Below are 13,522 nucleotides of genomic sequence, written 5' to 3'. Positions count from 1 at the left end.
AAAAAAGTCACGATTGAAATTAAAGAATATCGATGTCAAAAAAAAACGGTCGTTGTGGGGAGGGGAACACCACAACGACCCTGTCGCTACATCGTACCTCAGCTATCATAGGAGGAGCAAAATGAAAGCTATTAATCCTGTAACAGCAAAGAAAAGCTCTAGGTACTTAATATAAAGTGCAACGACTTCATGTCTTATGAAAAGAAAAAATGGCTTTTTAGAGGCAAAGTGAAAAAATATATAAGGACAAATTGTTTTTTTAGCTGAAATGGAGAAAAAATTGTAATGAAAGCAACAGATCATCTTTTTTTGGTTGACGGATCAGGCTATGTTTTTCGTGCTTATTATGCTTTGCCGCCTTTAAAACGTAAAAAGGATGGACTTCCTGTAGGAGCAGTAGCTGGTTTTTGCAATATGTTATGGAAATTACTATGTGATGCTCGTAATACAGCTACGGGTGTTGTTCCAACACATTTTGCTGTTATTTTTGATTATTCATCTGATACTTTTCGGAAACAAATTTATCCTGAATATAAAGCGAATCGCGCTGAACCTCCTGAAGATCTAATTCCTCAATTCGCGCTAATACGCCAAGCAACGAAGGCTTTTAATTTGCCTTGTATTGAAAAGGAAGGCTTTGAAGCGGATGATTTAATTGCTACCTATGCAAAATTTGCAACAAAGGTTGGGGCAAAAACAACCATTATTTCTTCTGATAAGGATCTTATGCAACTCGTAAATACGCATGTATCTTTGTATGATGGAATGAAAGATAAGCATATAGGTATCTCAGAAGTTATAGAAAAATGGGGTGTTGCGCCTGAAAAAATGATTGATTTACAAGCATTAATTGGAGATTCAACAGATAATGTACCGGGTATTCCAGGCATTGGTCCAAAAACTGCAGCTCAGTTATTAAATGAATTTGGTTCTCTTGATCTTTTATTGCAACGCGTAACAGAAATTAAACAAACAAAACGGCGTGAAAACATTCAAGCTTATAGAGAACAAGTTAAAATGTCTCGTGAACTTGTCAGGCTTAAAACAGATGTTCCTATAGATAATGATTTAGATGATTTTGTTTTGGAGCCACAAGATGGTCCACGTTTAATTGCTTTTTTGAAAGCGATGGAGTTTTCAACATTAACGCGTCGCGTGGCAGAGGCAACGTCATGCGATGCAGCTGTTATTGACGCACTTGATATAGATGTTGAATGGGAAAAACTAAGCCCCAGGCATGATTCTGAGATCAAGAATACTGAGCACGCATCTCTTCATAGTTTTTCTGAAAATTCTCCACAAGTTTTTGCACAAAAACGTAAAGATCAAGCGCTGACTCAAAAAATTACAAGAGCTACTTATACAACAATTCTTGATGAGAAAATTTTAAAAGAGTGGTTATCACAAGCACAGGAGCAGGGTTTTTTCGCTTTTGATACTAAAACAACATCTCTTGATCCGATGCAAGCAAAGCTTGTTGGTTTTTCACTCGCATTACAGCCGGAAAAAGCAGCTTATATACCTCTTGAACATTTTGATGAAGGAGAAGAGGACCTTTTGAGAGGCGGGCGCATTGCCTCACAGATTGAGGCCCGAAAAGCTTTAGCACTTTTAAAACCGATATTAGAAGATTCAGCGGTGTTAAAAATTGGTCATAATATAAAATATGATTGGTTGGTGATGAAGCAATACGACATTATGATAAGCTCTTTTGACGACACCATGCTTTTATCATATGCTTTTGATGCTGGAACTTTAACCCATAATATGGATGATTTGTCTGAACGTTGGCTTGAGCATAAACCAATTGCCTATAAAGATTTAACGCATAACGGAAAAAAAATTACTTCTTTTGCACAAGTAGATTTAAAACAAGCAACCCTTTATGCGGCGGAAGATGCTGATATAAAGCTGCGCCTTTGGCAAGTATTGAAACCGCAACTTGTTGCTCGTGGGATGACAAAAATTTATGAGCGTCTTGATCGACCCCTTGTAAAAGTTCTTGCAAGAATGGAAGAACGGGGGATTCTTATTGATAGGCAGATTTTATTGCGTCTTTCCGGAGAGTTGGCACAAGCTGCTTTGATTCTAGAAGAGGAAATTTATAAACAAGCTGATGAAAAGTTTAATATTGCTTCGCCAAAGCAATTAGGGGATATCCTTTTTGGCAAAATGGGATTGCCTGGAGGCGCCAAAACTAAGGGTGGACAATGGTCAACTTCTGCACAGACTTTAGAAGAGTTGGCTGCTGAAGGTCATATTTTACCGCGTAAAATTATTGAGTGGCGTCAACTTGCAAAGCTAAAATCTACCTATACAGATGCCTTGCCTTCTTATATTTTTTCAAAAACAGGGCGAGTTCACACGAATTATTCTTTGGCAATAACATCAACAGGTCGGTTATCATCATCAGAGCCAAATTTGCAAAATATTCCAGTGCGAACTGCTGAAGGGCGTAAAATCCGAACAGCTTTTATTGCTCCCAAAGGACGTGTGTTACTTTCTGCTGATTATAGTCAGATTGAGTTGCGCATTCTTGCACATATTGCGGATATAAAAGCATTAAAAGAAGCTTTTGCTAAAGGGCATGATATTCACGCTATAACGGCATCACAAATGTTTGGTGTTGCGATAGAAGGAATGCATTCAGATATACGACGGCGTGCAAAAGCGATTAATTTTGGTATTATTTATGGTATTTCAGCTTTTGGATTAGCTAATCAATTGGGAATTTCACGCCAAGAAGCGGGTCGTTATATTCAACTGTATTTTGAAAGATTTCCAGGAATTAAAGATTATATGGAGAAAACTAAAATCTTTGCACGTGAAAATGGTTATGTAGAAACAATCTTTGGACGTCGTATCCATTATCCAGAAATAAAAGCAAAGAATGTAAAAATTCGTTCTCTTAATGAGCGAGCAGCTATCAATGCTCCAATTCAAGGTTCTGCGGCCGATATTATTCGCCGCGCTATGATACATATGGAAGATGCTTTAAAAGAAGAAAAACTATCAGCAAAAATGTTGCTGCAAGTGCATGATGAACTGATTTTTGAAGTACCAGAAGAAGAAAGTAAAAAAACCATGACTGTTGTTAAAAATGTTATGGAAAATGCTACAATACCGGTTCTATCTTTATCTGTACCGCTTGAAGTAAAAGTCATGACGGCTCAAAATTGGGATGAGGCACATTAATTTTTTTATTTATTTTTAAGAATGTTGATTGCGTTAGAAAGATTAAGATAGGCTTTGATAGGCAAATGATCTGAAGCAATGCGTGCAAGCGGTGAAAGATGATTTTCAATACTTGTTACCAATTGGTGGGGAAAAGAAAAAACTCTATCAAGGGCTAAAAAAGGAAAGCGAGAGGGAAAGCTTGGTACAACTTCAAAAGTGCTATCAAAATAGGGAGAAAAATGATTTAAAGATGAGCCTTTTCCCATCCGCCATTCATTAAAATCTCCTATAAGGAGTGTAGGCATAAGGGGGCGTTTTTGGAAAATTTCAAGGAGCATTTTTGTTTGTTGTTTACGAGAGTAACGTAATAAGCCAAAATGAGCCGCAATAATACGAATAGGGCCTGCTTCCATTTCCAACTCTACAACTACAGCCCCACGTGGTTCAATACTAGGAAGAGTGACTTGTAAAGTATCACGTACATATCCCTTTCGCAAAAAAAGAGCATTCCCATGCCAACCATGGCCATGAGGTGACATAGTATTAAGAGGTACAGGAATCAAACCGGTTTCAGCTTTTAATAGCTGAAGATTAATCAAACCAATGCGTTCCCCAAAACGTTTATCTGCTTCTTGAAGAGCAAGGATATCAACTTGTAATTCAGTAATAACACGGACAATTCTTGTAGGATTAAAAATTTTATCAACACCTACACATTTATGCACATTATAGGAAGCAACGGTCAGATCATAATTACTATTTTGATTGATGATGTTTGATTGATGATGAGAGCGGCTGTGAATTGCATTAAAAAGGGAGCTGTGGAGTTTTTGTTGGATAAAACCGGTAAACCAAGGGAATTTTTGCTTATAAGGTATTTTTGTCATTTTACGAAAAGAATAGTCCCTAAGAGGCCAAGGGTAAAGACTTACACTAAAAACAAAAGAACCTTGTCTCTTTTAGAAACAAGGTTCTTTAATTAAGTTATGATTTTTGCAATCAATCACGGTTTGAGCCAAGAAACTGTAGCAAGAAGACAAACATATTGATGAAATCAAGATAAAGATTCAACGCGCCCATAATAACTTTACGTCCTCTGGTATCGCTTTCATCTCCTTCATAATACATCAACTTAATGCTCTGGGTATCGTAGGCTGTTAAACCAGCAAAGATAAAAACACCAATCACAGAGATAGCAAACTGCAAAGCGCTTGATCCAAGAAAAATGTTCACAATCATGGAAAGAAACAAGCCGATCAATCCGATGAATAAGAAGGAACCGATTGCTGTGAGATCACGCTTTGTTGTGTATCCATAAAGTGAAAGAGCTCCAAAAGTTGCGGCGGAAATGACAAAGGTTTGCACAACACTTTCTGTCGTATAGCGCAAAACGATTGAAGATAGTGAAAGACCAACCAGAGCAGCATAACCAAAAAAGAGACTACGAGCAGCATTTGTGCTCAATGTATTAATTTTAAAACTGAGAAATAAGACTGCTATGAGTGGTGCAAACATAACAATATAAGAGAATGGCGATGTATAAAATGTTACTCCAAGTGGTGTTAGATAAACACTGCTATTGATTTGAGCTGCTGCTTGGCTCATATCTGTTGTCGTTGCTAATGATACAATTGCATAAGCGGCAGCAGCTGTAATAAGCAAACCAATGGCCATTGCATTGTAGACACCCAACATATAGTCGCGTAATCCCTGATCAATTGATGCATCGGCATGAGAAGCAGGTGCCGAACGTAAATCTTTAAAATTAGCCATAATATAAAATCCTTTAGCATATGTTCTGTCAGGTATAGGGCTTTAAAAGTGTCTCTGTCATTACACAGATAAGCTTGGTATAAGCCTTAATTGGGCAAATACAAAAACCCTTAAGAATCACTGACAGAATTCCAGCATATATGCTCTTATTATGGAGATTTATTTAAAAATTACAAGAGATTTATATGAAGAAGGAACCTTACAAATTGGTAAGGAAATAGTTCATTTTAATAAAAAATATTTCCATTTTTTGCCATATTTTTGCAAGATAAAAAGACTATACTTAAAAATTTTTCTATTTTCACAGAAACTATGTAATACAATCCCTTATAAAATATTCACTATTTTTGCGTTTATGAGAAGAGCGGCAAGTATCATCACACTATTTTCAACCTCCAATATTGCATCTGTTTTGCACGGTTATAAGAGCTATCGAATTGGATTTTTATATAATATATTGATATGTAATGATAAATTGTCTTTTTGAATGCTAAATGATACTCTAAATATCGCAAGCTTCTCTGGTTTCAAATCTGTTTATATTAATCAAGATTATTAACTTGCTTGTGTCTTGCAAGAGACAGGGTTTTTATGGATTCAACATGAACAGATTCCAAATAAAAGAGATTTAGGCTATTAAGGGCTTTATTCAATATGAAAAAAGGTAATTTATATTTATAATCAATATGTTGCTTTAACAAGACACCATTGAAAATAGTTGAAAAAATGTTTTTTATTAAACAATATATAAAATAAAAAAAGAGAGTTTTTAAACGAAGCACTTAAGAAAGGCTCTGTAAAAGCGATATCTGTAAAAACTAAAAAACATACGAAAAGCAATTGTTCTAATTAAATAAATGGAACTTTAAATGCTGTGAAATATCTCCTCAAAAATTATGATGTAGGACACATGGATAAAAAATATTGATTTCTATTTGAGTTCATTTCTTTTGCACTAACTAAGTGTAGAAATGTGAAGTTGAAAAGAAAGTAAGATCTTATCGTCCCATGAAGAGAAACACGTGAAATGACGAGCAACAAGAATTGATTAAGAGAAATCAATGCGTAATCAGACTTGTGATGATCAAAGCTCTCTGTTTTCTAAGGCAATGAACATATCAATGAGGAGATGTACTATTGGAATGACGCCTTCCTTTCATCCAAGTACGCAATTCTTCAATAAGGATGGCAATAACACCGAGAGTGATAAAACTATCTGCAAGGTTGAAAATAGCAAAATAAAAAATATCATCAATATGAAAAAGTATATAATCAGTGACATGATGAAAGCGAATACGATCAATGAGATTGCCGATGGCTCCTCCAATAATAAAAATAAGGCCAAAGCGCATTAAATACTTATTATATTCAGTATTTTTCCATAACCATAGAAGGAAGATAATCACAATGATCGTGATGGCGATGATTCCCCACTGAGAAAAGGAAGAAAAAAACGAAAATGCGATGCCAGAATTGCGCACATGATAAAGGGAAAGAAAAGGAATAAGCGAAATTTCTGTTCCTAAAGGCATATTGTGCATAACCCAGTATTTGACAGCTTGATCAAGTACTACTGTAAAAGACAAGCCCAAGAGAAGAAAAGGGAGTGATTTACGAATCATGTTTTTCCTCACATGGTTCCAGTATTAAATAGGGGCGACGGATTTCATAAAGCATAACAGCTGTTGCTACAGCTAGATTAAGCGAGTCTGCTCGTCCGCTTTGTGGAATACGCGTAAGTTTATCACACCGATTCGTAAGAAGATCTGATAATCCCTGTTTTTCATTCCCCATTAAAAGGATAATAGGGCCATTTTTGAAGTCAAGTGTGCGATAATCCAGAGATCCTTTGAGGTGTGTTCCAACGATCATACCTTTAAAGTGAGAAGACCAGTTTAAAAAGGCGCTTTCATCAAAACGATAAAGTGGTACAGAGAAAATAGATCCCATGGTTGCACGGACCGTTTCAGGCGAGAAAGGGTCTGTTGTTTCACCAATTAAAATAACACCTTTAGCACCTACAGCATCAGCGGTTCGAATAATGGTACCAAGGTTTCCAGGATCACGCACACGATCAAGCGCGATGTAAACATCTTTAATCTGTCCTTTTATCATTTCAAAAGAGTGCCATTTTTGCTTGAAAATACCAATAACTGTTTGTGGGTTATCGCGTCGGGTAAGTGATTCCATAACCTTTTGTGAGGCTTTAATAACAAAACCACCGTTGGCTACAGCACGTGCGGCAGTATTTTCGATAGTAGCATTACCGATTTTACTTTTAGAAAAAATAAGCGTCTGTATTGTCCAGCCAAGATTGAGAGCATCAATGACCAATTTCAATCCTTCTGCCATGAAAAGACCTTCTCTATTACGGTTTTTCTTTTGGCTAAGTGCTTTAAGATCTTTTATGATGGGGTTGCTAAGAGAGGTAATTTCTTTCACTCTACCAGTTTTAGGTCTACACATATTCAAGCAATCCAACGGCTAAAAAGAGAAGTAGAAAGAGCACGTCCTGCAACTTCTTCACGCAAAATGAGTTCTCCTGATTCGACTGTACCACCAAGATTTACAAATGCATCACGCATTAAAGCATGAAGTGCAAAGAAGGAAGCACGAATAGAATAAGCTGTAAGGACAACAGAGAGCGGTTTATCAGAGAGAAGTTTACGACAATTTGTGATCATGGCGGGTAAATGATCAAACAGTTGCCAAATTTCACCATGGGGTCCACGCCCATAAGCAGGGGGATCAAGAAGAATCATATCATAGCTTTTTTTACGACGCAGTTCACGCTCGACAAATTTCATAGCATCATCACAAATCCAGCGAATAGAATGATCTGGTAATCCTGCTCTTTCTTGATTAGCTTTTGCCCACGCAATGGCTTTTTTAGAAGCATCAACATGGGTAACATTCGCACCCGCTCGTGCTCCAATCAAAGAGGCAATACCTGTATAGCCAAAAAGATTCAACAATTTTATAGGGCGTTTGGCTTGAACAATTTGTTCTTCCATAGAGCGCCAATGGGCATCTTGTTCAGGAAAAACCCCCACATGACGAAAGGAAGTAAAACGGCCTAGAAAAGACAATCCATTCCAAGCAAGAGCCCATGTTTCATCAAGTGGCTTTTTAGGAAAATGCCAACGCCCAACCCCTTCTTCATCAAGGTTTCCTGTGAAAATAGCATCAACATCAGCCCATTGTTGTTGAGGTAAAGCGGGTTTCCATAGTGCTTGACCTTCTGGTCGAATAATGCGGTAAGCTCCATAACGTTCTAATTTTTGTCCATGACCAGAATCAATGAGAGCATAGTTTTCGCTTATACCCGTTTCTAAAATAAGGGGCAACTTTTCCTGCGGATATCTATTGTTATGGGAGGATTGAAAGTATTGTGCGGGCATGTTTTGTATCACGGTATATGAGGTATAAAAAGATATTATAAAGCTCTTAAATGTTTCGTAAAAGTGCAAAAAAGCTAAAGTCAATTAAAACATGTATAAAAAAAGAAAAAGAGCACTTTTAACTCTGTACTGAATATAAAATACTAAAGAGAAAAGATTTCATTTAAATACCATTACACCAGATTTGTGATAGATGTTTTCAATTTTTCAATCTCGGCTTTACTTTTTTTGAGAGCTTTTTTGTATTTGTGATAGGAAAACCAACTTATCAGATTTCCTAATAAAATACCAAAACCAAAGAAAATAAAGAGCCATATAAAGAGGGGAGCATGATAAGTAAAACTTTCAGGATTTGCTCGAAAAGGATCAAGGGTTAACGGAACCATTTGACGATTAGCCACGATAAAAATAATCAAAACCGCTGCGAGAATCACACCGATACTTGTTAGAAGAATACGTTTAATTATCATAAGTTTCTCACTGATTAAGACGGTCGCGTAAATCCTTGCCAGTTTTAAAAAAAGGAATCCACTTTTCTTCAACAGAAACAGCTTCACCTGTTCGTGGATTACGTCCATTACGGGCTGAACGGCTTTTTACAGAAAAAGCTCCAAATCCACGAAGTTCAACGCGATTGCCATTTGCAAGTGCTGTTGCAATTTCCTCAAAAATAGCGTTTACAATATTCTCCACATCCCGTTGAAAAAGATGCGGGTTATGACGAGCGATAATTTGCACAAGCTCTGATTTTACCACAATAGCCTCACTTTCACACAAAAAAATTTTGTAATTGTGCACTCCATGCATATTACAATATATAAACGGATAAAAGCAAAATAAAATCAAGAAAAAACAAATTGCAAGAAACAAAATTTGAAAATACCTTCTATAAAGGTTATACAGATTAAAAATGCGGAGTATTTAAGAGATCAGGAGAGTATGTCCGTACACAATCATTATGAAGCCTTTTCAACGCAATCATCTTGTGGAGATGTTTTAAAAAAAGCATCCCGTCATTCGCGTCGCATTAGCATATTAAAAATCTTTTTACCTCTCTTAGCGTTGATTTCAGCGCTGGTTTTTTGCTGGTTTACGTTTTTCTTGGTTCCCATTACTTCTGATTCTATGCCTTTGAACAATGGAGAAAGTGGCGTGATGAATTTGACGATGCTCAATCCAAAATTAGAAGGGTATACGCGTGCTCATGAACCTTATTGGCTTAAAGCAGAAAAGGCATTTCAAGACCATACACACGCTGGAATGATTGGGTTGCAAAACATTACAGCTAGAGCATTTATGGGCCAACAAAGACAGATTTTTCTCGCAGCACAAGGGGGGGTTTACGATAACATTAATGGTTTTTTACAGTTGGACAAGCCATTCACCATTACGACGAATGATGGGATGATGGTACAATTTATGTCAGCTAGTATTAACTTATCCGAGGGACAGTTAAAAACAGATCAACGTGTTAATATTCAGCAAGCCGGTTTTCATCTTGCCGCAAACGCCTTACAAATTCGAGAAAAAGGAAAAAACATGTATTTCCATGGTGGAGTGCATTTAGTGCTTCAAAAGCAATAACGCAATATCAATACAAATCTTTAAAGGATATTTATAAAGAGAAGTATGTGTATATACAAACAAAAGAATTGAAATAATGAAATCGTACAAAAGATGGATAGGTGTGATGTTGGCTTTTAGCATGGGAATGTTAGGAGGAGGAGCAGTTTTAGGATATGCTGAAGTGGCCCATTTTGGAATAAGTCTATCAAGCGATAAAGAACCGGTAGAACTTCATGCAGATTCTTTGGAAATACGTGATAAAGAAGGGATAGCGCTTTTTAAGGGTGATGTTTCAGTGGTGCAAGGTGAACGTCTTTTAAGAACGGCAGAATTAGTTGTTTACTACGATAAAGCATATAAAGAAATTGATAAAAATCAGGAAAATACAAAGGCATCATCTGTTTCTTTATTTGGTTCGTCGAGTATACAAAAAATGGAAGCTTTAGGAAAAGTTTATATAAAAATTGCTACGCAAGTTGCTACGGGTGATAAAGGCGTTTTTGATGGAAAGTCAAAAATGATGAGTTTGACGGGGAATCATGTTGTGTTAACTGATGGTGACAATGTGGCAACGGGGTGCAAACTAACGGCAAATATGGAAAGCGGAAAGGCTTTTTTAGAAGGTTGTGAAACACCTAAGAAAAAAGGTCGTGTTTCTATTATTTTAAAACAAAATCAAAAGAATGGTCATTAAGATTTCATGTTTGGAATCAAAATAAAAAAACAGACCGATAGGTATAATCTTGAAAGTGAAGCTTCAAAAAACCCCTTAAAAGGGACCTTGATTGCCAGTAATTTGATTAAAGTTTATCGAGGAAGACGAACTGTTAATGGTGTTTCTTTTGGCATTCGTACGGGAGAAGCCGTTGGCATTTTAGGGCCCAATGGGGCAGGTAAAACAACTTGTTTTTATATGGTTACGGGGCTTATAAAATCTGATGGAGGATCCATTAAAATTGATGGATTTGATATTACGCATCTTCCGATGTATCGACGTGCGCGTTTAGGTATTGGATATCTTCCACAGGAAGCGTCTATTTTTCGTGGTCTTTCAGTAGAAAATAACATTAAAGCTGTTTTAGAGGTCGTTGAAAAAGATCGCCTTAAACAGCGTGAAGAGTTAGATAGCCTTTTACATGAATTTAAAATTGATCATTTACGTAAAATGTCTGCACTTTCGTTATCTGGAGGTGAACGTCGGCGACTTGAAATTGCGCGTGCTTTAGCTTCTCGTCCCCATTTTATGTTACTTGATGAACCATTTGCAGGAATTGATCCTATCGCTATTTTCGATATTCAACAACTTATTCGTCATTTAACGAAGCGTGGCATTGGTGTTTTAATAACGGATCATAATGTGCGTGAGACATTAGGGCTTGTCGACCGCGCTTATATTATTCATACAGGGCGGGTGTTAGTTCACGGTTGTCCTAACGATATTATCAACAACGTTGATGTACGCAGAATTTATTTAGGAAATCAGTTTTCTCTTTGATTTTACAGCTTTCACGAGTTTCCATTTAAGTTTAACCAAACATTATTACTGAAAATCTCCTTATTTATGCCAAAACTTCTTTTATGACTATAACCTTAGAATGTTTTTATTGAGTGGTGAAAAAAGCTTCATCATTAAAGAGTTAGTTTGTTTTTTTATAAGTTTAGCTTACTCATGATTGTATCATAGAAAAGATATCACTAGATTAACGTTATAATGAGTGATAAATGAAACTCTCAATAAATGCGTGTATTATTGAAAGGTAAGAGATGTTTATCATATTTTTCTCTGTAATATATCGATGATGCTGGTTTAGGTATTTTAATAGGAGCGCCGGTTATTCAATAGGAGTTGTCGTATTTTATTGGTTTATATGGCCCTATTAAAAAATAGGAGCTTGACTACAGATATCAGGCTAAATCTATAAATCTTTTAAAATAACCATTAAATCTCTAAAAACCTTTATATTCTTGTTATAAGGCGGTATTCAAGCTATACAGTAATTTTCAAAGTAAAGGTCCATTTTGCTCAGTATGCTTTTCATTTTAATTTAAGGGATCATTTTTAAGAAAAGAAAAACTCTGATAGCGAATTATACATCAATTCTTATGACAAGTTTAATAAATTTATGAATAATGACCTTTTCTAGAGTCGTAAGGAAATTAACTTTATGAACAACTTCATTTCTTTGTTTTCTCATGCCGTTAATGAGGAGCTAAATACTATTTATTGTTGTGTTAAAAGTGATATGACATGTATTGAGTTATCATCCGTTATAAATTGAAAAATAAAAACACATGCGATGTTGCGAAAAGTGAAAGAACATTAAGTATCTATACCGTTTATAGGTTTATTGATGAGCATTTGAGCGTGTAAGAGGAAAATTAAAGTATGAATTTGAGTGAGTTAATAGCACCGGAAGCGATCATTCCGGCTCTTAAGGCTAATTCGAAAAAACAAGTTCTACAAATTTTAGCCGAAAAGGCTTCTAAGCTGACAGGTCTTAGTGAGCATGTAATTTTTGATGTTGTTTTGCAACGCGAGAAGCTTGGTTCAACGGGTTTGGGTGGTGGTATTGCGATTCCTCATGGGAAATTACCTGATATTGATCGGATTGTTGGTATATTTGCACGTCTTGAAAGTCCTGTTGATTTTGAAGCTCTCGATGACGAACCTATAGATCTCGTTTTTCTCCTTTTGGCACCTGAAAATGCTGGTGCAGATCACTTAAAAGCTTTATCTCAGATTGCACGTGTTTTGCGCCATGCTGATGTTGTGCAAAAGTTGCGCAATACGCATAATGCCAATGCGCTTTATGCTTTATTGATTCAAACTTCAGAATCAAATGCAGCTTAAAAGGTATTATGAGCGTATAAATTGCGAGGTATGCACCACAGAGCGTAGGAAATAATATAATTTGCATCTTAAGACTAATAACAAAAGGTTATGTCATGAGATTTAAAAAAAATCATTTCTAAGTGAACCTTCTTTTTAAAGAGCAAGCAACAAAAACGAAGGAGTTGTCCTTTCTTGTTCTCGTATATTAAAGCACCTAATTATTATGTTCATGGATTCTTTTATCCTATTATACTATAAAAACACTATCATTTGAGGTGTGGTGAGATAAATTCTGGAAATCTTCTTGATATATTAAGTGCTTTTAGAGTGCGTGGTAAATATTTTTAAGCAGGATTTGTCTGTAGAGCCTTTAGTTAAGTGAATCACATGAGTGGAAAGGCAAGGGGAACTCGACTCAACAAGAATCCAAACTTCTTATACACCAAATTGGGTTAAAAATCTTCACCCTCTGAGGGTGGGGCAGTAATCAATAGAAAAGTTTATTCGTGCATTGAATTTTTTAGTAAATTAAATTTTAGTACTTAGGGATAATATTATTAAGATTCAAGTAGAAAATAGGGGATATTGTATCCTGTGTGTTTCAACATATTAATTTATAAAGATAATTTACTGTTTTACATGTTGAATGAGAGATCCGAAGTTCATAAGATTCCCTCATGCCGAACCTATTTATGTTGAATCAATCAAAACCATTCACTTACACGATTACAATCAGGGAAAGCCGTGTGAATAAGATTGTATGAGACAAGGA

At 36.0% G+C, this 13,522-nt stretch carries 12 protein-coding genes; 5 read left to right on the top strand and 7 right to left on the bottom strand.

What is annotated here, in order from left to right:
- The first annotated feature begins 285 nt into the window (after positions 1-285).
- The gene (gene polA / locus ACFIK3_RS00715; RefSeq protein ID WP_375676111.1) at positions 286-3,195 is read left to right on the top strand and encodes a DNA polymerase I; all 2,910 of its coding nucleotides are present in this window, start codon (positions 286-288) and stop codon (positions 3,193-3,195) included.
- A gap of 5 nt (positions 3,196-3,200) precedes the next feature.
- On the opposite strand, the gene ACFIK3_RS00710 is transcribed toward polA, so the two are convergent.
- The 7 genes from ACFIK3_RS00710 to ihfB form a co-directional block, all read right to left on the bottom strand.
- Positions 3,201-4,064, bottom strand: a complete 864-nt coding sequence (locus ACFIK3_RS00710) for an endonuclease/exonuclease/phosphatase family protein (RefSeq protein WP_273790180.1) — start codon at positions 4,062-4,064, stop codon at positions 3,201-3,203.
- Between the two features lie 112 nt (positions 4,065-4,176).
- The gene (locus tag ACFIK3_RS00705) at positions 4,177-4,950 is read right to left on the bottom strand and encodes a Bax inhibitor-1/YccA family protein (protein ID WP_273790181.1); all 774 of its coding nucleotides are present in this window, start codon (positions 4,948-4,950) and stop codon (positions 4,177-4,179) included.
- A gap of 1,118 nt (positions 4,951-6,068) precedes the next feature.
- The gene (lspA, locus tag ACFIK3_RS00700) at positions 6,069-6,572 is read right to left on the bottom strand and encodes a signal peptidase II (protein WP_375676109.1); all 504 of its coding nucleotides are present in this window, start codon (positions 6,570-6,572) and stop codon (positions 6,069-6,071) included.
- Positions 6,562-7,416, bottom strand: coding sequence for a TrmH family RNA methyltransferase (locus ACFIK3_RS00695; RefSeq protein ID WP_375630618.1), 855 nt, complete (start codon positions 7,414-7,416; stop codon positions 6,562-6,564). The genes lspA and ACFIK3_RS00695 overlap by 11 nt, the downstream gene beginning before the upstream one ends.
- A 2-nt stretch (positions 7,417-7,418) precedes the next feature.
- The gene (locus ACFIK3_RS00690; protein ID WP_375637260.1) at positions 7,419-8,351 is read right to left on the bottom strand and encodes a class I SAM-dependent methyltransferase; all 933 of its coding nucleotides are present in this window, start codon (positions 8,349-8,351) and stop codon (positions 7,419-7,421) included.
- 173 nt (positions 8,352-8,524) lie between these two features.
- On the bottom strand, positions 8,525-8,821 hold the full coding sequence (locus ACFIK3_RS00685) for a lipopolysaccharide assembly protein LapA domain-containing protein (protein WP_375676106.1): 297 nt from the start codon (positions 8,819-8,821) through the stop codon (positions 8,525-8,527).
- A gap of 7 nt (positions 8,822-8,828) precedes the next feature.
- Complete coding sequence (gene ihfB, locus ACFIK3_RS00680) at positions 8,829-9,107, bottom strand: integration host factor subunit beta (protein WP_273790186.1); 279 nt, start codon at positions 9,105-9,107, stop codon at positions 8,829-8,831.
- 183 nt (positions 9,108-9,290) lie between these two features.
- Here ihfB and lptC point away from each other — a divergent pair, with 183 nt between their 5' ends.
- From lptC to ptsN, 4 genes are all read left to right on the top strand, one after another.
- Positions 9,291-9,935, top strand: coding sequence for an LPS export ABC transporter periplasmic protein LptC (lptC, locus tag ACFIK3_RS00675; RefSeq protein ID WP_273790187.1), 645 nt, complete (start codon positions 9,291-9,293; stop codon positions 9,933-9,935).
- A 76-nt stretch (positions 9,936-10,011) separates the two neighbouring features.
- Positions 10,012-10,611 carry an LptA/OstA family protein gene (locus tag ACFIK3_RS00670; protein ID WP_375643020.1) on the top strand — a complete coding sequence of 200 codons (600 nt, stop codon included), beginning with the start codon at positions 10,012-10,014 and terminating at the stop codon, positions 10,609-10,611.
- Between the two features lie 6 nt (positions 10,612-10,617).
- On the top strand, positions 10,618-11,412 hold the full coding sequence (gene lptB / locus ACFIK3_RS00665) for an LPS export ABC transporter ATP-binding protein (protein ID WP_273790190.1): 795 nt from the start codon (positions 10,618-10,620) through the stop codon (positions 11,410-11,412).
- 891 nt (positions 11,413-12,303) lie between these two features.
- Complete coding sequence (gene ptsN / locus ACFIK3_RS00660) at positions 12,304-12,768, top strand: PTS IIA-like nitrogen regulatory protein PtsN (protein ID WP_273790191.1); 465 nt, start codon at positions 12,304-12,306, stop codon at positions 12,766-12,768.
- Positions 12,769-13,522 lie beyond the last annotated feature (754 nt).

The sequence above is a fragment of the Bartonella sp. CB10SXKL genome (assembly GCF_042195515.1).
GTDB lineage: Bacteria > Pseudomonadota > Alphaproteobacteria > Rhizobiales > Rhizobiaceae > Bartonella.
The sequence above is the reverse complement of the archived record's forward strand: the minus strand, read 5'-3'. Positions and strand labels throughout refer to the sequence as shown.

Bases quoted from the DNA above. Each gene is read 5' to 3' on its own strand.
- polA (WP_375676111.1), top strand. From the start codon at position 286: ATGAAAGCAACAGATCATCTTTTTTTGGTTGACGGATCAGGCTATGTT.
- ACFIK3_RS00710 (WP_273790180.1), bottom strand. From the start codon at position 4,064: ATGACAAAAATACCTTATAAGCAAAAATTCCCTTGGTTTACCGGTTTT.
- ACFIK3_RS00705 (WP_273790181.1), bottom strand. From the start codon at position 4,950: ATGGCTAATTTTAAAGATTTACGTTCGGCACCTGCTTCTCATGCCGAT.
- lspA (WP_375676109.1), bottom strand. From the start codon at position 6,572: ATGATTCGTAAATCACTCCCTTTTCTTCTCTTGGGCTTGTCTTTTACA.
- ACFIK3_RS00695 (WP_375630618.1), bottom strand. From the start codon at position 7,416: ATGTGTAGACCTAAAACTGGTAGAGTGAAAGAAATTACCTCTCTTAGC.
- ACFIK3_RS00690 (WP_375637260.1), bottom strand. From the start codon at position 8,351: ATGCCCGCACAATACTTTCAATCCTCCCATAACAATAGATATCCGCAG.
- ACFIK3_RS00685 (WP_375676106.1), bottom strand. From the start codon at position 8,821: ATGATAATTAAACGTATTCTTCTAACAAGTATCGGTGTGATTCTCGCA.
- lptC (WP_273790187.1), top strand. From the start codon at position 9,291: ATGTCCGTACACAATCATTATGAAGCCTTTTCAACGCAATCATCTTGT.
- ACFIK3_RS00670 (WP_375643020.1), top strand. From the start codon at position 10,012: ATGAAATCGTACAAAAGATGGATAGGTGTGATGTTGGCTTTTAGCATG.
- lptB (WP_273790190.1), top strand. From the start codon at position 10,618: ATGTTTGGAATCAAAATAAAAAAACAGACCGATAGGTATAATCTTGAA.
- ptsN (WP_273790191.1), top strand. From the start codon at position 12,304: ATGAATTTGAGTGAGTTAATAGCACCGGAAGCGATCATTCCGGCTCTT.